We start from the raw sequence: 19200 nt of genomic DNA on the forward strand, positions 1-19200 counted from the left end.
GTCGCCGGGTCAGGCGCCCGGGGCGGATCCGCAGGAGGACCGGACCACCAGACGCGGGTGGAGGAAGAGGCGGCGCACGGGAACGCTGTCGGGATCCGGGGCGTCGAGGCGGTCCAGGAGCAGCCGCGCGGCCTGTTCGCCCAGCTCGTGCTTGGGCGGCGCCACGGCCGTCAGGGGGACGTCGGCGAGCGAGGCGATCTCGTCGTCGTAGGCGATCAGCGCCATGTCGTCCGGTGTGCGCAGTCCGCGGACGCGCAGACGGCGCATCAGCTCGATCGCGTCGTGGTCCGACAGGACGAGTGCCGCCCGGAAACCGCCGGACAGGCACTCCTCGACGAACCGGTCGTAGTGTTCGGCGGCCTCCGCGGAGCCCATGGTGGGGCGGCCGCTGTCGTGCACCGGCGCGTCCGCCTCCAGCTCCAGCCGCCGCACGGCCGCCTCGTGTCCTTCACGTACCAGGCCGGCGGTGGGGCTGCCGTTGGTGAACAGGCCCACCTTGGTGTGCCCGAGCCGCGCGAGGTGCCGTACGGCGGCGAAGGCGCCCTGCCGGTGATCGGTGGCGACGAACTCGCAGGAGGCGAAGGGGTCGTGGGGCTGGCGTTCCATCAGGACGAACGGCAGCCCGGTGGCCGCGAGCCGTTCGAGCGTGCCGGCCGACAGGTCGTGGCCCTCGGGGGAGGCGACGAGCAGCCCCGCGGCGCCGGAGGCCCGCAGTTCCTCGACCCGTTCCAAGGCGTCCCCGTGGGCGTAGTCGCTGAGGCTGATCACCACACGGGCTCCCCGCTGGGCCGCGACGGCCTGGACCCCGGCGACCACGCGCGGGTAGTAGTACGTGGCCGACGGGACCAGCAGCCCCAGGGTGCGTTCGGCCGCCGGGGGCGCGGCGGTGACGGCGGACGGCGCACCGGACGGCGTCGCCGGGTCCCGCGGGGTGCCGGGGCCCGGCGTCGTCAGGACGGCGCCGCCCCGGACCCGGCTCAGCCGTCCCTCCGCCTCCAGGTCGAGCAGGTCGCGGCGCACGGTGGCGCGCGAGACGCCCAGGCGTGCGGCGAGGTCGACGACCTTCAGACCGCCGGACGTCTCCAGCTCGCTGAGCAGCCGCTCACGCCGCTGGGCGACGAGCATCTCGGCCATGGCCCCTCCCTGAACAGATCTTGAGCATCCTAAAGGAAGGTGACCCATTCTGCGCCGGGCAGGGCGTGGCCCGGCTCCGGCCCCGCACGCCGGCCCACGTCGGCGCGCGGCCGCTGGCATCGGCCGCGCGCGGGGCGATGGCGCCGGCTACTGGATCCGGTCACCGACCAGGGCCAGGCACTGGATGGCCGCCAGTCCGAACTGCGCGCTGGCGTTGGCCGACAGCGACGCCTCGTCCACCGGGTTGAGCACGGCGGGTGCCTCGATGCGCTTCGGCTCGAAGGAGTGGTTCTCCGGGTAGCCGGCGTGACCGGTGCGCAGTTCCTGCCAGGCCCGCTTCGCCAGTGCCTCGTCCCCCAGTTGCCGAGCGGCGTACGCACTGGCGCGGGAGTACGCCTGTTTCAGGTTGAGGCTGCCCCAGTCCGAGCCGGTGGCCTCGCGCTGTTCGGCCTTGGTGGAGTTGTAGAGGCGGCAGAAGTTCACCCACTGGGCCTTCACGTCGGGTTCGTCCACCAGGTCGTTCAGCTCGGTCATGACCTCGATCAGGCCGAACACGGAGCTCAGGGCGCCGACGGAGACGCTCTTCTCCGACGGGCCGGAGAACGTGCCGTCGGCCAGGTTGTAGGTGATCTTCCCGCCCTGTGCCCAGCCGTTGGGCAGCGCGGCGATCGTCCGGGCGCCGTTGAGCAGCTTGGTGCGGGCGATCGGTCTGCCGCCCCGCTCCCATTCCGCGAGCCATGCCATCGCGAGCGCCCCCCAGTCGGTGGTGGTGCCGACGCCCAGTGCCTTGGGGTCGGGGTCGAAGACGCCGTCGCTGCCGTTGACCTTGCGGCCCGGGTCCAGGACGAGGAAGCCGCGGTCGGCGTCGACGAGTTCGCGCAGCAGGTCACCGGAGCGTTCGTCCCCGGTGAGGAAGTAGTGGAACCGCCGGTAGCCGGCGTTGCTGATGCGGACCTGCTTGGCGCTGTCGGCCCAGTGCTGGACGCCGTGCCGGGTGCCGAGGCCCTGGTACTTGCCGAGGTGGTACACGTCGACCTCGCCGGTGTGGCGGGTCATCGCCTCGGCGAAGCGGAACGCCTCGGCGTCACCCGTGCGCAGGTAGTGGTACCAGAGCCACAGGTCGGTGGAGAGTTCGGAGTTGTCCCAGGCGTAGCCGCCCACGTCGTAGCACCAGGTGTGCCGGGTCCCGTCGTAACTGTGCATGATGTCGCCGTAGTCCCAGAAGCCGTACCAGGACCGCTGGTCGACCTGCTCCCGGTGGTAGCGGTGCATGGCGTCGAGCTTGTCCTCCAGCGCGGCCTTGGCGGGGACGGAGCGGTCGACGGGCGTCCAGGAGCCGAACACCCGGGCGGAACGGGCGTGTTCGGGGGCGGCGACCAGCAGGGGCGGGGCGGCGTTGGCGGCGGCGAGGTCGGCGAAGCGCTCGGCCGTCGGGGTGGCCTGAAGCGCCCAGAACGTCAGCTCGGTGGTGCGGGCGACGCCGTAGGGGGTCCCGAAGCCGGGTTCGTAGTCCTCGTAGGTGATCTCCAGGCCCTCCAGTTGCTCGGCGTAGGTGTCCTGGCCCATGCCGTCGTGGTAGAAGCGCAGGTCCATCGCGCCGGCGCGGGGCGACCACATCCAGACGGTGGCCTTCGCCTCGTCGCCGGCGGCACCGGAGATCTCCAGTTCGGTGGGGTGCAGCTGCCAGAAGTTGCGCATGCCGAAGGCGAGGCCGCCGGACGGCGATCCGACGTACCCCAGTCCGCCGGCCCGCCGGCCGCCGTCGACGCGGATCCAGGAGTGCCCTGTCCCGGTGCGCTTGTGGATCTCGTACCCGTGGGCGTTGAGCTGGCGCAGGCTGTAGTCGCCGAAGGCGGGGACGTACGGGAGGCGGGAGGTGACGCGGGTGTCCCAGGTGCTGGTGTCCGGGGTCGCCCTCCCCTCGTACTGGGCCGTGCGGACCGCCGCTCCCGGGTCGCGGCGCAGGCCCGTGACGCCCCGCACCGCTTCGGCGAGCACACCCCTGCCGTCGCCCGCGAGGCGGACGTGGCGGTCGTGCGGCGCGTCGCGCATCGGCACGGTGAACTGCACCCCGAGCCCGTTGACGAAGTCCTTCTTCACGTCGCCGTCGAAGACGAAACTGTGCACGGCGCGCACGGCGTCGGAGCCGGCGTAGAGGTAGAACCGCACCACGAAGGGCAGCCAGGCGCGCCGCCCCTTCCGGTGCTTGCCCTCCACCTTGATCACCGCGCGCACGGGGCCGTCCTGTTCGACGGAGACCTGGCTCAGGAAGCCGGTGAACGCCTCGGACCGGATCACCGGGGAGCCCTCGGTGCTCGGTCTGTCCTGCCGGGACGCGACCAGGCGGCCGTCCTTGGCGATGACCGTGCCGCCGCGCCGGATCGCGGTGATGACGCGGTCCCCGCTCCGGGCGAACTCCACGTCGACGACGCCCGTGCTCACGGTGATCCGGTCGCGTCCGGTGTGCACGGTGAGGGGTGTGGCGGGACGCGCCGCCGGCCCGGACGCCAGGCGGTAGGTCTCGTCGCGGGGCGCGGCACCGCTGATGGCGTGCGCCGTCCACTTCACCGAGCCGTCCGGCCACCAGCCGGTCGGCCAGGTCTGCACCGGGACCGCCTCGCCCGATGCCGTGGTCAGGGCGAAGTCCTGGTCGGCGGCGAACGCGCCGCGCGGCCACGGCACTCCCCACGTGGTGCCGGCGGCGAGTTCGGCGGGCGCCGTCCTCTCCAGCCAGCGCAGGGTGACGGGGTCGTGGCCGTCGAGCTGTGCGGGAGCCGCCGGCGGTACGGAAGCGGGCCGGGCCTGTGCGACGCCCGAAGCGGCGACGAGGGCGGCGGCTCCGCCGGCGGCCGAGGTGAGGACGGATCGGCGACTGAGGTGGCCCACGGTGGTTCTCCTCTTCTGGGGAGCATGCGGGAAGGCGCTCGGGAGACGGCGTCTCGGACGGCGGGTCGGGCGGTGTCTCGGACGGCGGGTCGGACGGCGGGTCAAACGGTGCCGGGAGCGGTGTGGGCGAGGGAGGGCCCTCGCCTGCGGTGTCCTGGCAGCGGGAGGCGTCCTCGGCGCCGTGACGTGCGTTCGCCGGCGGTGAGCGGGGCGAGTGACGTACGCGGTGTTCCGCGCGCAGCGCGACGGCTCCGGTCCGGCTCGTCCCTGGGGCGCCGTCGCGCCTCACATCTTTACACCAGCCTGTTCACTTGAACCAGACTCTGCACCAAACTGCACTCTCCGACCTCACGCCGGCTCTCCTCCGGATCACGGCCGACGACTTCCTTCCGGACCGACGACCGCCTTCCGGACCGGAAAAGCGCCTGTCGCAGAGGACATGACGACCCATCGGCACCCGTCACCACGACACCACACGGTTGTCCGCCGCCGCCGGAACGTGCAGAATGCGCACGTCACTCGCTGCTGAATCGTTCAAATTGCTGCACCCGGTTGCACCCGGTGGTCCGGTGACCGACCGGCGCCGGTACGGCTCCACTCACCATCCTCGGAGGACGAGGCATGCCCACACAGCTCTCCGCGACGGCCCGCGTCCTGTTCCAGGGCGACAGCATCACCGCCGCCGGACGCGACACCGACGATCCGGACGACCTCGGTCACGGCTACGTCGCCATGGCCGCCGACCGGCTCCGTCCCGCCCTCCCCTCCCTCTCCGTCGTCAACCGCGGGGTGAGCGGACACCGGGTCACCGACCTGCGGGCGCGCTGGACGGCCGACGCCGTCGACCTCCGTCCCGACCTGCTGTCCGTCATGGTCGGCATCAACGACACGTGGCGCCGCTACGACTCGGGGGTGACCACCTCCGCGGGGGACTTCGAGCGGGACTACCGCGCCCTGCTCGACCGGTCACGCGACGGGGGAGCGCGGTTGCTCCTCATCGAGCCCTTCCTCGTCCCCGTCCGGGACGAGCAGTGGACCTGGCGCGAGGACCTCGACGCACGGATCCAGGTCGTGCGCCGCCTCGCCGCCGAGTACGACGCGGCGCTGCTCGCCGCGGACGGTCTGCTGAACCAGGCGGCGCGCGAGGCCGGCGACCCGGTGAAGGTGACCGAGGACGGGATCCACCCGACGGCGTGGGGCCACGCCCTGCTCGCCGAGGCGTGGACACGGCTCGTCGCCCTCCCCTGACGAATCTGATGGATCTGACGGATCTGACGGATCTGACGGATCCCCGAGGATCTGACGGACTGACGGACTGACGGACTGACGACTGATGGAGGAACACCCCATGTCATCGGCTGCGACGCCGCGGCGCCCCCGGGCGGCCGCGCTGCTCACCCCGGCGCTCCGCGACGACCTCTTCGGCGGCGTCGGCTGGAAGGAACTCACCGGCGTGGTGGAGATGGTCGTCGAGGACGCGGACGCGGGAGCCCTCCTGTCCCATCCGCGGCGCCGCCTGGTGGAGGTCCTGATCACCTCGTGGGGCGCGCCGGCGCTGACGGCGGAGGTGCTCGACGCGCTGCCCGCCCTGCGCGCGGTGGTGCACGCGGCGGGTTCGGTCCGCAAGCTGGTCACCGACGCCGTCTGGGAACGGGACCTCGTCGTCGTGTCGGCGGCGGACGCCAACAACGAGCCCGTCGCCGAGTACGTGTACGCGCAGACGGTGCTCGCCCTCAAGGACGCCCACCGCCGGGCCCGGGACATCGCCGCCGCACGGGCGTTGCCGCCGCTGGACGGGATTCCGGGCATCTACGGGCAGACCGTCGGCCTCGTGTCCTTCGGGTCGGTCGCCCGCAAGGTGGCCACCCGGCTGCGCCGGCTGGACGCCGAGGTGAGGGCGTGGGATCCGTACCAGGACGCCGCCCTCCTGCGCGAGGCGGGGGTGACGCCCGTCGGCGCCCTCGCCGACCTGATGGCGGGCTGCCGGGTGGTCAGCGTGCACACCCCGCTCATCACGGGCCGCACGGAGGGGCTGATCTCCGGTGAGCTGCTGCGGCTCCTCCCCCGGGGCGCGACGCTCGTCAACACCGCCCGCGGTGCGGTGATCGACGAGGCCGCCCTGATCGACGTACTGACCGAACGTCCCGATCTCTTCGCGGTACTGGACGTGACGGCCGAGGAGCCGCCACCGCCGACGTCACCGCTCTACACACTGCCGAACGCCGTCCTCACCGGCCATGTGGCCGGCACGGTGGGCGGCGAGCGGCGCGCGATGGGGCGCCTCGTGCTCGGCGAACTCCGGCGTCTCGCGGCCGGATCGGCACCGCTGCACGCCGTCTCCGCGCAGGAGGCCCACCTCCGGGCGTAGGGGCGGCGGGCACCGGCCCGCACCCGACCGCCGCGCGGCACCCTCCGCGCGGCACCCTCCGCGCGGGCCGCCTGCCCCGGTCACAGCCCCGGGCCGCCACCCACGATCCGGTGAACCCTGTCAGAAGTGTTGACCGGCCACTGGAAACGTTTTAATTTCCTTCCACTCCGTACCCGCAGCCGAGGAGGCTACGTGGCAGCGTTGCTACGTGAGCGCCCTGGGAAATCGACGGTGAAGCACTCCTCCCGTCGTTCGACAGGCGCTCCGATCGAGCGAAAAGGTTTTCACACAAGGCGTAGCCGGACGCTGTTCCTGCTGATGGTGCCGGGGATCGCCTACTTCCTGGTGTTCCACTACGGCGCGTTGGTCGGCAACGTCATCGCCTTCAAGGAGTACGTGCCGTTCGACGGGATCTGGCGCAGCCCCTGGGTCGGCTTCGGCAACTTCCAACGGATGTTCCAGGACGGGGCGTTCTGGGACGCGGTGGCGAACACGCTGTGGATCGCGCTCCTCCAGATCGTGTTCTACTTCCCCGTCCCGCTGGCCCTCGCCCTGCTGCTGCACAGCCTCACCTGGTCCAGCGTCCGCCGCTTCGTGCAGTCGGTGGCCTATCTGCCGCACTTCATCTCGTGGGTGATCGTCGTCGCGCTGTTCCAGCAGGTGCTCGGTGACACCGGGATGGTGAACAGCTACCTCGGTGACGCCGGCCTCCACACCGTCGACGTCATCGGCAATCCCGACGCCTTCAAGCCGCTGGTCGTCGCCCAGGTCGTCTGGAAGGACGCGGGCTGGGGAACGATCATCTTCCTGGCGGCGCTGGCCCAGGTCGACGAGCAGCAGTACGAGGCCGCCGCGATCGACGGCGCGGGCCCCTGGCGGCGCTTCTGGCACGTCACGCTGCCCGCCATCCGCCCGGTGGTCGTGCTGCTGCTCATCATGCGGCTCGGCGAAATCCTCTCCGTCGGCTTCGAGCAGATGCTGCTCCAGCGCGACGCCGTCGGCCCGGAGGCCGCGGAGATCATCGACACCTTCGTCTACTACCAGGGCATCGTCGGCGGCGACTACGGCTTCGCCGCCGCGGCCGGCCTGTTCAAGGGCCTGGTCGGCGCGGTGCTCGTCTACGCGGCCAACAAGGTCGCCCACCGCCTCGGCGAACAGGGGGTCTACAAGTGAGCGCGCAGGTCCGCCCGGGGTGGATGGAGAAGCCCAAGCCCCTCACGCAGGCCGGCAAGGCGGTGGCCCTGGTCGCGGTGGTCCTGCTGGTCTGCGTGCCGTTCCTCGTCATCCTGTCGACGTCCCTGGCCTCCCAGCGCGAGGTCGTCGCCAACGGCGGCTGGGTGCTGTGGCCGACCGACCCGACGCTCCAGGCCTACCGCGACATCCTCGACGGCGGCATCGTCACCCACGCGCTCGGGGTGAGCGCCGGGGTCACGGTCGTCGGCACCCTGCTCAGCCTCGCCTGCACGGTCACCCTGGCCTACGCCCTGTCCCGTCCCGGTGTCTTCGGCGCCCGGCCCGCCCTCCTGCTCATCCTGTTCACCTTCCTCTTCCCGCCCGGCATGATCCCCGGCTTCCTGCTCGTCAAGGAGCTGGGCCTGCTGGACAGTTACGGCTCACTGGTCCTGCCGGTGCTGGTGAACGTCTTCAACCTCGTCGTGCTGCGCGGCTTCTTCCAGGGCATCCCCGAGGAGCTGTACGAGGCCGCCCGCCTGGACGGCGCCGGGGACTGGCGCGTGCTGTGGACGATCGTGCTGCCCCTGTCCAAGGCGGCCCTCGCCGTCGTAGGTCTCTTCTACGCGGTGGCCTACTGGAACTCCTGGTTCTACGCCTCGCTCTACCTGGAGAGCGACCACTGGCCCCTCCAGCAGGTGCTGCGCACCTACGTGATCGCCGGCACCGAACTGACCGACACGACCACCGGCGAGGGCGCCGTCAGCGCCCCGCAGACGATCCAGATGGCGGTCCTGGTCATCGCGACCGTCCCGATCCTGCTCGTCTACCCCTTCCTCCAGAAGTACTTCACCAAGGGCGTCCTCACCGGCGCCATCAAGAGCTGACGGCACATCACCTCGCGCCGCACGCGGGGTCCGTACGACCCTCCAGAGCCGCTCCCCAGAAAGGTCATCGTCATGACCGGCATGTCCCGACGCACCCTGCTGCGCTCCATGACCGCGGCCGGCACCGCGGCCGCCGTCCCCGGCCTGCTGACCGCCTGCTCCACCGGTTCGGGCGGTGGCGACACCTCCAACGCGGGCAAGAAGCTCGCCGCCTGGCCCGCCTACCGGGCGACCGCCGGTGCCCAGCCGGACCTCGCCCCCACCGACGAGGGCGTGCAGCCCGGCTACACCTCCTACCCCGCCGACCTGACCCGGTCGGTGGCCCGGACGCCCGGTGACGGCTCGACGGTCCGGGTCATGTCCGTCACCTTCGGGACGCCCCCCAAGGGCGCGGCGCAGAACCAGTACTGGCGGGCCGTGGAGAAGGCCCTGGGCGTCACGATCGAGTACACGGTCGTGCCCACGGACGACTACCAGAAGAAGATGGCGACGGTGATGGCGGGCGACCCCGAGTCGCTGCCCGACATCATCAGCATGTTCTCCGGGTTCGTCCTGCCCCGCGAGGCGCAGTTCGTGCAGCGGCGCGCCCAGGACCTGACGCCCTACCTGTCGGGCGACGCCGTCTCCGACTACCCCAACCTCGCCGGCATCCCGACGCACGCCTGGCGCGACATGGGCCGCGTCGGCGGCCGCATCTACGGCGTGCCCCTCGAACGCCCGCTGCCCGGCTCCACGCTCTGGGTCAACCAGGGCCTGCTCACGGACGCCGGGATGAAGGAGGGCTGGACCGCGCAGGACTTCGCGGCCGTCGCGGGCAAGGCCACGCGCGGCAAGACCTACGGCCTGGGCGCGGCCACCGGTTCGCTGTTCGGCAACGCGGTGCACTCGGCCGCGCACAACGCCCCCATCGGCTGGGCCGCGGACAAGGACGGCACCTTCCGCCCCAACTACACCGACGAGCGCTTCAAGGCCGCCATCGCCTACCAGGCCCAGTTGCGCAAGAACGGCTCCTACCACCCCGACGCCGCCTCGATGGGCACACCGGAACTGCTCACGCTCTTCCTCAACGGCACCGTGGCCTCCATGCAGAACGGCTTCGGCGCCTACCAGACGCTCTACCCGGACTCCGAGGGACTGCTCACCCCGGCGCCCGCGCTGCCGTACAGCGTCGACGGCACTCCCGGCGGGATCGTCGCCGCCCGCCGCTCCTTCGGCTACACGATCCTGAAGAAGGCCGGGAAGGAGCGCATCCAGCTGCTGCTGCGCATCCTGGACTACCTCGCCGCGCCCTTCGGCACCGAGGAGTGGGAGCTCGTCCACTACGGCGTGGAGGGCACCCACTTCACCCGCGGCAAGGACAACTCCCCCCAGTACACGGAGCTGGGCGAGGTGGAGAACGTCACCAACCTGCCCTTCCGCTACCTGGCCGAGGGACCGCAGGTGCTGTTCGTGCCCGGCAGGCCGGAGGCGGTGCGCGCGGTGCACTCCTGGCAGCGGAAGGTGGTCCCGCTCGCCATCCGCGACGCCTCCTACGGCCTCCAGTCCGAGACCAACACCAAGCAGGGGACCACCCTCAAGGCCGGCGTGGAGGACACGATCACCTCGGTGATCGCCGGACGGGCTCCGATGTCCGCCTACGACGACGCCGTCAAGAAGTGGCGCGCCCAGGGGGGCGACAGAATGGCCGAGGAGTACGCCGAGGAACTCGCCGCCAACGCATGAGCGGGCGCCGGGCACTCACGGACACGCAGGCGGCGAAGGGGACGGGAAACGGCATGGCGGCGAAGGAACGGGTCACGATCCGCGAGGTGGCCGAACGGGCGGGCGTCTCCGTCGCCACGGTCTCCCGTGTGCTGAGCGGCAACTATCCGGTCCCGCCGGCCACCCGCACCCGCGTCCTGCGGGCCGCGAAGGCCCTCGACTACGTCGCCAACGCCCACGCCCGCGCCCTGGTCGGCGGCGGCCGCAAGATGGTCGCCGTCGTCCTGCGCCAGGTCACCAGCCCCTTCTACGCCCAGGTCGCCGAGGGCATCGAGGCGGAGGCCGCCGCCCACGGCTGGCTCTGCCTGGTCGGCGCCACCGGCGGCGACCCGCAGCGCGAGCTGGAGTTCGTCCAGCTCATGCGCGAGGAGGGGGCCCGGCTCGTGGTCCTGGTCGGCGGCGTGGTCGAGGACGACTCCTACCGCGAGCGCGTCGCCCACTACGCCCACGCCCTGGACGCCGCCGGCGCCCGGCTCGTGCTCTGCGGCCGCCCGGTGCCGGACCCCGGCATCCCCGCCCTGGTCGTCGAGTTCGACAACGAGGCCGGGGCCCACGCCATCACCGCCCATCTGCTCTCGGCGGGCCACCGCCGGATCGCCTTCCTCGGCGGCCTGCCGGGCAACACCTCGCTCGACGCCCGGGTGAGCGGCTACCGCAAGGCGCTGGCCGAGCACGGCCTGCCGCCCGGGGCCGCCCACGTCGTCGACTGCGGACTCGGGCGCGGCGCCGGGCACCGGGCCATGACCGAACTGCTCGCCGGCGGGACGGACGTCACGGCGGTCTTCGCCGGTGACGACATGGTCGCCGCCGGCGTCATCCGCGCCGTCGGCGAGGCCGGACTGCGCGTGCCGGACGACATCTCCGTCGTCGGGTACAACGACATCCCGCTCGCCGAGGACTTCAACCCGCCGCTGACCACCGTCCGCACCCCCTCCGAGGAGCTGGGGCGCGCCGCCGTACGCCTCGCCCTGCGCGACCCCGACCGGGCCGCGGGCACCCGTCATCTGCTCGGCACCCACATCGTCGTACGCGACAGCGTCGCCCCGCCGCCCTCCGCGGGACACGACCTCTGACCGACAAGGATCCCCTTTCCGCATGACCGCGCCGCGTCCGTCGGCCGACGCCGACCTCCTGCCCGCGCCCGACCACCGTCTCTCCCCCCTCACCGGCTACACGCGCGCCCACTGGGAAGCCGCGGCCGACCGTCTGCTCGACGCCCTGCGCCCGTACGCCTCCCCCGGCCTCGCCCAGTACCGGCTGCCGGGTCGCACCGGCCACTCCGGCGCCTGGTCCGACGGCGTGGAGGGCTACGCCCGTTCCTTCCTGCTGGCCGCCTTCCGCATCGCCGGCGCCGACGGCCGCGACCGGCCCGGCAGCACCACCGTCGCCGGCCTGCTCGACCGCTACGCCGCCGGCCTCGCCGCCGGCACCGACCCGGCGCACCCCGAGCACTGGCCGCCCGTCACCGACCGGTCCCAGCCCATGGTGGAGGCGGCCTCCGTCGCCATCGCCCTGCACGAGACCCGCCCCTGGCTGTGGGACCGCCTGGACGACCGGGTACGCCGGAACACCGCCGCCTGGCTCGGCGGCTTCGTCGGAGCGACCGCCAACGACTCCAACTGGCGTCTCTTCCAGGTCGTCGCCGAGGAGTTCCTCGCCTCCGTCGGCGCGCCGCACCGCCGCGCCGAGATCGACGCGGGCCTGGCCCGCCTGGACGACTGGTACCGCGGCGACGGCTGGTACACCGACGGCGACGGGCAGAAGTTCGACTACTACAACGCCTGGGCGCTGCACCTCTACCCGGTGCTCTGGGCGCGCATCGCCGGACCGCGCGCCGACCCCGCCCTGGTCGCCACCCACCGCTCGCGCCTTCGCCGCTTCCTCGAGACCCACCAGCACTTCTTCGGCTCCGACGGGGCTCCGGTCCACCAGGGCCGTTCCCTGACCTACCGCTACGCGACCGCGGCTCCCCTGTGGGCCGGGGCCCTCGCCGACGCCACCCCGCTTCCGCCGGGCCGCACCCGCCGCCTGGCCTCGGGTGCGCTGAAGCACTTCACCGACCACGGGGTGCCCGACGAGCACGGCCTGCTGAGCCTCGGCTGGTACCGCCCCTTCCTCCCCGTCACCCAGCCCTACTCCGGCCCCGCCTCCCCCTACTGGGCGAGCAAGGCCTTCCTCGGCCTGCTCCTGCCCGCCGGCCACCCGGTGTGGACGGCCCGCGAGGAACCCGGCCCGGTCGACACCGCCGACCGCCGTCTGGCCCTGCCCGGCCCCGGCTGGCTGCTGCACTCCACGGCCGCCGACGGCATCGTCCGCCTCGTCAACCACGGCAGCGACCGGTTCCCGCCGGCTCCCGCCGCCGCCGAGGGCACCCCGCACTACGACCGCCTCGCCTACTCCACCGCCACCGCCCCCGAGACCCCGCCCGACGGCTCGGCGCCGGGCCCCGACAACCACATCGCCCTGCTGGACGGCTCCGGGCCGTCCCGCCGGGGCCGTATCCATCGGCTGTACGCGGAGGGACGCCGGGCGGCGTCCTGGCACACGCCCGCGACCGCCACACAGGGCACAGGGGACACACGGGATGCGGGGGACGCAGGGGACGTAGGGGACGCGGGGGACGCACGGCGGCGCATCACCACCGCCGGCGTCGTGCACGGCCCCTGGGAGGTACGGCTGCACCACGTCCAGGCACCCGCCGGCAGCCTCGTGCGCGAAGGCGGCTGGGCGGTCGCCGACGACGACGCGCCTCCCACCGCGCGGACGGGCCCGGACTGGGCCGTCGTCCACCGCGAGGACGGCCTCACCAGCGTGGTGGCAGCCCTGTCGGGCTGGACGGACACGCTCACCACCGACGACCGTCACGGCGACGTCGTCCGTGCCGAGGGGCACAACGCCTACGGCCGTCACTCGGCCGTCCCGGTCCTGACCCGACGTCACCCCGGCGGCTCCCTGCTGCTGGCCACCCTCGTGGTCCTCACCGCCGACCCGGCCCTGTGCGCGGACCTCCCTGCCGCGCACGCCGGTGCCGGGGTGCGGGTGGGGGACGACGGCACGGTGGAGGTCCGCTTCCCGGACGGCACGACCGAGTACGTGCCCGGCCACGGACTCACGGCGCCCTCCGCGACACCCGGCGCCGCGCGGTCGCGGTCGTCGTAGGTCGGCTCTCCCCGCCGGGGCACCGGTACCGCGCCGGCGGATGCCCGTGCCGGTGCCCGGCAGGGGTGTCAGCTCATGCGCCGGCCAGAGGGTTCGGCAGGGGCAGGTAGCGGGCGTCGGCGCCGTCCGCGTCCGTCCAGCGCAGCAGGAGGTTCGTCTTGCCGGGCAGGGTGGGTGCCGTGAGCAGGGCGTGGACCTCGGGGAGGTCGTGCCGGGCCAGTTCGCGGCGGGCGGCGGGCCAGGGGTCCAGGCCCGGGTGCCGTTCGGCGAGGACGGCCGCGATCTCGGTGAGGTGGTTGACGACCAGGCAGTACACGAGCCGCTCCCAGCCCGCGGCGCGGGGCACGTCCGCCGACAGCTTGACGCCCTCGGCGTCCCGGAACAGGGCCTGCACCGGAAGGCCGGCGGCGTCGACGGCGACGAGCGTGTTCTGAAGGTGGGCCTCGAGGACGACGCCGTGGTCGTCGAAGACGGCCAGCGTCGGGGGGACGACGGCGGCCAGGTACGCCTCCCACCAGGCCCCCGGGTCCGCCCCGACGACCGGCAGGCCGTCGGGGGAGCCGCCGGGTGAGCCGTGGAGTGAGCCGTGGAGTGAGCCGTGGAGTGAGAGCGGGCCGCCGGGGCGGCCGGCGGTCGGCCCCTCCACGAGGCTCGCCGCGAGCAGGGGCGTCGCGCCGGGCAGGACGTGGTCGCGCAGGCCGTCGCGGACCAGGACTGCCAGTTCCTCGAAGGCGAACGCGGCGGTGCGGTAGCCGCGGTCGCTCAGCCAGGCCGCCGGACCGCCGAGGGCGGCGAAGGCCGCCGTGACGGCCGCGTCGGTCCGCCGCAGCTTCAGCAGGTCGTGGCGCCACAGCCGGCGGATGTCGTTGGTGATGCGCACGTCGAGGCTGAACTTCAGGAACAGGTCCTGTCCGGGTGCGTACAGCGTGCGCACGGCGGCCGTCGGCCACGCCTCGGGCCCGGTGGCGCCGAGCCGGACCAGACGGCCGTCGGCGAAGGCGGGCGCGAGGGCGGGGGCGGCGAGGTCGAGCTGCCAGGGGTGGGCGGGCAGCAGCCGGTAGCCGGGCGGGGCCTCGCCGAGGGCGTCGAGCGCGGAGGTGTCCCCCTCCTCGACGACCTGGTCCTCGCGCAGACCGAGGAGGGCGAGCGGGAACCGGGCGTGCGCCTCGGGGGCGTACGGCAGCCAGTCGGCGGCCGGGCCGCCGCCGCGCGCCTTGGGTGCGGGGTGGTGGGGGTGGCCGGTGACGAGGGACTGCTCGGACCGCAGGTAGGGGTCGGCGGGCGGGACGGCCCGCGCGCGTGCCGTGAGCAGGGCGGCCACCGCGTCCCTGCTGGCGAGCATCTCGGCGGGGAGCTCGTCGTTGGCGAGTCCGGTGTGCCGGCGCAGTTCCTCGGCGACCAGGGCGACGAGGGCGGTGTGGTCGAGGCGCTGCCAGGCGCCGGCCGCGTACACCTCGGGTTCGGCGGGGCGGCGGGCGCCGAGGACGCGCAGCGTACGGCCGGAGGGCAGCCGGTGCGCGAACCGTCCGTCACGCTCCGGCAGCGGCTCGGCCACCTCGCGCAGCAGGCAGTTCAGCAGCGGCGCGGCCGCGTGGGCGTCGGCGAGGGCTTCCGGGCCCCGGGGGGCGGTGCGGTCGGCCGGCGCCACGGCCTCGACGGGCGGGGGGATGAGGTCCACGCGTTGTACTCGTTCCCTACGGTTCATGCGGGCGGAGACGTTCAGTATCGCTGTCGTCGCGGCCCGCCCCGACGTCCTACTCGTACCCGAGGAGACCCCCGTGCACCATCCCCCCACCGCGGACGCCGAGTTGGGCGCCGAGCTCGCCGCCGTGCGTCCCGCGCTCGGACCGCGGTTCGCGGCCGCGCTGCCCGGCGCCCGCGCGGCGGTGCTGACCCGCCTGTGGCGGGCGCTCGCCCATGAGCCACTGCCGTGGATCGTCCGCCGTGAACAGGTCCGGGAGGGCCTCGTGCTGCACCTGGCCGACGGCCGCCGGCTGCACGGCCCGCGCCCCGACCCGTACACGACGGCCGCCTATGTGACGGTCGTCCACCTGTCCGGCGCGGGGCACGGGCGGGGGGTCGGCTACGACGATCCGGCGCGCCTGATGGGCGACCTCGCGGTGCCGCACGGCAGTGGCTTCGCGGCCGAACTCGGCCACAGTGCGGCGTCGTTGGCACTGTCACGGGCCGCGCAGGGGACGTCGGTCCCTCACTCGATGGAGTGGACCTCCCACGCCACCGGGTCGACCGCGGAGACCGCCGGACCGACCCCGGAGACCGCCCGGTCGACCGCGGACACCCTCGGGTCGACCGCGAACACCACCGACCGGACCGCGCACACCGCCGAGCCGGCCTCGGACACCACCGACCGGACCGCGCACACCACCGACCGGACCACGCACACCGCCGAGCCGGCCGTGCACGACTGGGAGTGGGAGCAGCGGGTGGTGGACGGGCACCCGTACCACCCGAACTGCCGGGCCCGGCCGGGCTTCTCGGTGGCCGAGCAGCTGGCGTACGCGCCGGAGCACCGGCCGTCCTCGGTACGGCTGGGGCTGCTGCCGGTGCCGGCCGGGGAGTGCCTGGTGTCGGGGCTGTGGCCGTCCTCGCTGCGGGACGGTGAGCGGCTGGTGATCCCGGTGCACCCGTGGCAGGCGCAGCACGTGCTCAAGCGGTCGTCTCCGGAGGGGCTGGCGGCGCATCCGCTGATGTCGCTGCGGACGCTCGCGCTGCCGGACGGGCAGCATGTGAAGACCGCGTTGAGCACCCGGCTGACGTCCTCGGTGCGGGACATCTCCATCGGCTCGATCAGCGCCTCCGCGGCGCTGTCGGCGTTCGGCGAGGAACTGGCGGAGCGCACCGACGGGCTGCTGCACGTCACCCGCACGCTGGGCGCGGTCACCGCCCACTCCCCCGACCTCGCGGCCGTACTGCGCGAGCCGCCGGCCGCGTACGCGGGGCCGGGCGAGCACGTCGTGCCGGTCGGCGCCCTCACCACCACGCGCCTCACCGCGTCGCCCGACTGGACGGCGCGGTTCGCCGCGCTCGCGCTCACCGTGGGGCTGCGGCTGCTGGAGATGGGCGTGGCACTGGAGGCGCACGGGCAGAACCTGCTGGTCGTGCTGTCGGCGTCGGGTGAGCCGCTGCGGCTGGTCTACCGGGATCTCGCCGACATCCGTGTCAGCCCGGCCCGGCTGGCCCGCCACGGGCTGCCGGTGCGGGACCTGCCGGAGCGGATCCTCACGGACGACGTGACGGCGCTGCGGCGCAAGCTGTTCGGCTCGCTGGTGGCGGGCGCGCTGGCGGGCACGGCCGGCGGCCGGGACGCGCTGCGGTCGGTGCTGGGGACGGCGGTGCGGGAGGTGCCGTCCACACCGGACCTCGGCGCGCTGCGCGGGGAGCCGCTGCCGGTGAAGGCGCTCACGCTGATGCGGCTGTCGCCGGGGGTGGCCGGCGACCGGTGGACGCTGCTGCCCAACCCGCTGGTTCACAGTCAGGGTTGACGCGGGGCGGTCCCCGTTTGCGGTCCCCGTTTGCGGTCCCCGTTTGCGGTCCCCGTTTACGGTCCCCGTTTTGTGGGCGGACACCTCTGATCAATAGGATCCGCCGATGATCAGAACACAACGGCTGGCGGCGGGCGTGGGTGCCCTGCTCGCCGCGCTCGCGGCCGGGATAGCGTTCCCGGCCGGGGCGGTCGCCGACGAGACCACAGCGAGCGCGCCGAAGGTCGACCTGGTTCTCGACGTCAGTGGTTCGATGCGGACCAAGGACATCGACGGCGGGACGCGGATGGCCGCGGCCAAGCAGGCGTTCAACGAGGTGCTGGACGCGACCCCCGAGGAGGTCCAGCTCGGCATCCGCACGCTGGGCGCCAACTACCCCGGCGACGACCAGAAGACGGGCTGCAAGGACACCGCGCAGCTCTACCCGGTCGGCCCGCTGGACCGTACCGAGGCCAAGACGGCGGTGGCGACCCTGTCCCCCACCGGCTGGACGCCGATCGGCCCCGCGCTGCTGAAGGCGGCCGACGACCTCGACGGCGGCACCGGCTCCAAGCGCATCGTGCTGATCAGTGACGGCGAGGACACCTGCGCGCCGCTCGACCCGTGCGAGGTGGCCCGCGAGATCGCGGCCAAGGGCATCGGCCTGACCATCGACACCCTGGGCCTGGTGCCCAACACCAAGATGCGGCAGCAGCTCAGCTGCATCGCCGAGGCGACCGGCGGCACCTACACCTCGGTCGAGCACACCGACGAACTCACCGACAAGGTCAACCAGTTGGTGGACCGCGCGGCCGACCCCGTGGTGACCCCGGTCGCCACGCAGGGCGCGGACTCCTGCGCGAAGGCGCCGACGCTGACGTCGGGTCTGTTCACCGACCGCGAGGAGTTCGGCCAGGAGCGCTGGTACCGGGTGGAGGTCGAGCCGGGCCAGGAGCTGCGCGCCTCGGTGAGCGTGTCGGCGGACCGGACCGTGAACCCCGACTACGGGGTGCTGCTGCGGGCCGTCACGACGCACGGCCGGGAGATCGTGCGCGGCGAGGCGGCGGGCAACGGCCGTACGGACGTGATCTCGACCGGCCTGCGCCATCCGACGGCGGAGAGCGACGAGGACGACGCGCCGGCCGAGACGGTGTGCCTCCAGGTGACCAACTCGTTCTCGGCCGGCGCCGGCGTGAAGACCACGCCCGGCCTGCCGCTGGAGCTGACGGTGGACGTCGTCGACGGCCCGTCGCAGGCGGACGACGTGGCCTCCTTCGGCCTGGGCCGCGGCTGGTGGCTGCTCGGCGCACTGATCCTGACCGGCTTCGTCGCCGGTCTGCTGTGGGGCTGGCTGTCGCGCTGGCGCGTCGCGGTGTGGAGGACCAACTGATGGGGATCACACGGGTGCGGATGACACGAGCGCGGATGACACGGGTGCGGAGCACAAGGGTGCTGAGCACCGCACTGCTGGCGCTGGGGCTGGGGCTGGGGCTGGGGCTGGCCGCGGGTCCGGCCGCCGCCGACTCCACCCCCTCGGCGAGCCCGTCCGACGACGCCTCCGCGCCGACCTCGGCCGGTACGTCGTTCCGTACGGCGACGGAGGTCGAGCAGGGGCAGACCGCCACCGCGAGCGCCTCCACCGGCGACTACCTGTACTGGTCGTTCCCCGCGGACGCGGAACAGCGCCCCACCGTGCGGGCGACGGTGAAGCTGCCGGACGCGCACGTCGCCCAGACCTGGCAGATCGACGTGTACGACGGTCTGCGGCGCCGTCAGGCCTGCCAGTACGGCGCCCAGACGCGCACCGCCGCCCAGGGCGCGGCGTCCGTCGAGGTGGCCTGCGTGCTGCGCACGGTCCGCTCCTGGTCGGAGGAGTGGGCGAACGACCCGCTGCCGGGCACGTACTACGTCCGTCTCACGGCGGTCGGCCTGAAGGCGGCCGACCTGGGTCTGCCGGTGAGCGCCGAACTGCGGGTGGACTCCAAGGACATCGGCGGGTCGGCGGCGGTGGACGGTTGGCTGGCCGAGCCGCTGGTGCCGGGCGTCGCGGTCACCTCCGCGGCGCAGGAGGACGACGACGACTCGGACTCCGCCGTGCTGTCGAGCCTCGAACCGGACGACGGCTGGTCGTCCGGCTGGTGGTCGGACCGCTGGGTGTGGACGGCGGTGGGCGGCGTGCTGGCGGCGCTCGCCGGCATCGGCGGCTACGCGCTCACCCGCGGGTCGGGCCGCCCGGCCAGGGTGCCACCGGGCGCCTGACTCCCCCCGAAGGCAGCACCTGACGTCCCCTCGGAAGGCCCACCGCGACACCCGCGGTGGGCCTTCCGTCCGTCCGGCCCACACCACCGGTCAC

The 19200-nt window shown here is 73.5% G+C and carries 13 protein-coding genes; 10 read left to right on the plus strand and 3 right to left on the minus strand.

The genetic code is table 11. From position 1 onward, the window contains the following. Window positions 1-9: 9 nt before the first annotated feature. The gene (locus ACFYWQ_RS10945; RefSeq protein WP_389514940.1) at window positions 10-1134 is read right to left on the minus strand and encodes a substrate-binding domain-containing protein; all 1125 of its coding nucleotides are present in this window, start codon (window positions 1132-1134) and stop codon (window positions 10-12) included. Between the two features lie 147 nt (window positions 1135-1281). Further along, window positions 1282-4020 carry a Tat pathway signal sequence domain protein gene (locus ACFYWQ_RS10950; protein WP_389514942.1) on the minus strand — a complete coding sequence of 913 codons (2739 nt, stop codon included), beginning with the start codon at window positions 4018-4020 and terminating at the stop codon, window positions 1282-1284. 621 nt (window positions 4021-4641) lie between these two features. Between ACFYWQ_RS10950 and ACFYWQ_RS10955 the strand changes: the two genes are divergently transcribed. The 7 genes from ACFYWQ_RS10955 (at window position 4642) to ACFYWQ_RS10985 (ending at window position 13365) form a co-directional block, all read left to right on the plus strand. Next, entirely contained in the window at window positions 4642-5268 is a 627-nt protein-coding gene (locus ACFYWQ_RS10955; protein ID WP_389514944.1) for an SGNH/GDSL hydrolase family protein, read from the plus strand. Window positions 5269-5368: 100 nt separating this feature from the next. Further along, window positions 5369-6388, plus strand: a complete 1020-nt coding sequence (locus tag ACFYWQ_RS10960) for a hydroxyacid dehydrogenase (protein WP_389514946.1) — start codon at window positions 5369-5371, stop codon at window positions 6386-6388. A gap of 318 nt (window positions 6389-6706) precedes the next feature. Then, window positions 6707-7561: an ABC transporter permease gene (locus tag ACFYWQ_RS10965; protein WP_389514948.1), complete on the plus strand. Its 855-nt coding sequence runs from the start codon at window positions 6707-6709 to the stop codon at window positions 7559-7561. Next, entirely contained in the window at window positions 7558-8445 is an 888-nt protein-coding gene (locus ACFYWQ_RS10970) for a carbohydrate ABC transporter permease (RefSeq protein WP_389514950.1), read from the plus strand. The genes ACFYWQ_RS10965 and ACFYWQ_RS10970 overlap by 4 nt, the downstream gene beginning before the upstream one ends. 72 nt (window positions 8446-8517) lie before the next feature. Then, the gene (locus ACFYWQ_RS10975; protein ID WP_389514952.1) at window positions 8518-10167 is read left to right on the plus strand and encodes an extracellular solute-binding protein; all 1650 of its coding nucleotides are present in this window, start codon (window positions 8518-8520) and stop codon (window positions 10165-10167) included. A 53-nt stretch (window positions 10168-10220) separates the two neighbouring features. Next, window positions 10221-11279 carry a LacI family DNA-binding transcriptional regulator gene (locus ACFYWQ_RS10980; protein WP_389514954.1) on the plus strand — a complete coding sequence of 353 codons (1059 nt, stop codon included), beginning with the start codon at window positions 10221-10223 and terminating at the stop codon, window positions 11277-11279. Between the two features lie 22 nt (window positions 11280-11301). Continuing rightward, window positions 11302-13365 carry a DUF2264 domain-containing protein gene (locus ACFYWQ_RS10985; RefSeq protein ID WP_389514956.1) on the plus strand — a complete coding sequence of 688 codons (2064 nt, stop codon included), beginning with the start codon at window positions 11302-11304 and terminating at the stop codon, window positions 13363-13365. 73 nt (window positions 13366-13438) lie between these two features. On the opposite strand, the gene ACFYWQ_RS10990 is transcribed toward ACFYWQ_RS10985, so the two are convergent. Further along, on the minus strand, window positions 13439-15070 hold the full coding sequence (locus tag ACFYWQ_RS10990) for an IucA/IucC family protein (protein ID WP_389514958.1): 1632 nt from the start codon (window positions 15068-15070) through the stop codon (window positions 13439-13441). A 73-nt stretch (window positions 15071-15143) separates the two neighbouring features. Between ACFYWQ_RS10990 and ACFYWQ_RS10995 the strand changes: the two genes are divergently transcribed. From ACFYWQ_RS10995 to ACFYWQ_RS11005, 3 genes are all read left to right on the plus strand, one after another. After that, window positions 15144-16868, plus strand: coding sequence for an IucA/IucC family protein (locus tag ACFYWQ_RS10995; RefSeq protein WP_389514960.1), 1725 nt, complete (start codon window positions 15144-15146; stop codon window positions 16866-16868). 106 nt (window positions 16869-16974) lie between these two features. Then, on the plus strand, window positions 16975-18237 hold the full coding sequence (locus ACFYWQ_RS11000) for a VWA domain-containing protein (RefSeq protein WP_389514962.1): 1263 nt from the start codon (window positions 16975-16977) through the stop codon (window positions 18235-18237). A 44-nt stretch (window positions 18238-18281) separates the two neighbouring features. After that, window positions 18282-19106 (plus strand): hypothetical protein, encoded by an 825-nt coding sequence (locus ACFYWQ_RS11005; protein ID WP_389514964.1) that lies wholly within the window; start codon window positions 18282-18284, stop codon window positions 19104-19106. Window positions 19107-19200: the final 94 nt, after the last annotated feature.

This window comes from Streptomyces sp. NPDC003247, assembly GCF_042888135.1.
Classification (GTDB): domain Bacteria; phylum Actinomycetota; class Actinomycetes; order Streptomycetales; family Streptomycetaceae; genus Streptomyces.

What these genes read in the sequence shown, in the direction of transcription:
- ACFYWQ_RS10990 (WP_389514958.1), bottom strand. Translation starts at nt 15,070, where the DNA reads ATGAACCGTAGGGAACGAGTACAACGCGTGGACCTCATCCCCCCGCCC.
- ACFYWQ_RS11000 (WP_389514962.1), top strand. Translation starts at nt 16,975, where the DNA reads ATGATCAGAACACAACGGCTGGCGGCGGGCGTGGGTGCCCTGCTCGCC.
- ACFYWQ_RS10965 (WP_389514948.1), top strand. Translation starts at nt 6,707, where the DNA reads ATGGTGCCGGGGATCGCCTACTTCCTGGTGTTCCACTACGGCGCGTTG.
- ACFYWQ_RS10960 (WP_389514946.1), top strand. Translation starts at nt 5,369, where the DNA reads ATGTCATCGGCTGCGACGCCGCGGCGCCCCCGGGCGGCCGCGCTGCTC.
- ACFYWQ_RS10985 (WP_389514956.1), top strand. Translation starts at nt 11,302, where the DNA reads ATGACCGCGCCGCGTCCGTCGGCCGACGCCGACCTCCTGCCCGCGCCC.
- ACFYWQ_RS10945 (WP_389514940.1), bottom strand. Translation starts at nt 1,134, where the DNA reads ATGGCCGAGATGCTCGTCGCCCAGCGGCGTGAGCGGCTGCTCAGCGAG.
- ACFYWQ_RS10980 (WP_389514954.1), top strand. Translation starts at nt 10,221, where the DNA reads ATGGCGGCGAAGGAACGGGTCACGATCCGCGAGGTGGCCGAACGGGCG.
- ACFYWQ_RS10975 (WP_389514952.1), top strand. Translation starts at nt 8,518, where the DNA reads ATGACCGGCATGTCCCGACGCACCCTGCTGCGCTCCATGACCGCGGCC.
- ACFYWQ_RS10955 (WP_389514944.1), top strand. Translation starts at nt 4,642, where the DNA reads ATGCCCACACAGCTCTCCGCGACGGCCCGCGTCCTGTTCCAGGGCGAC.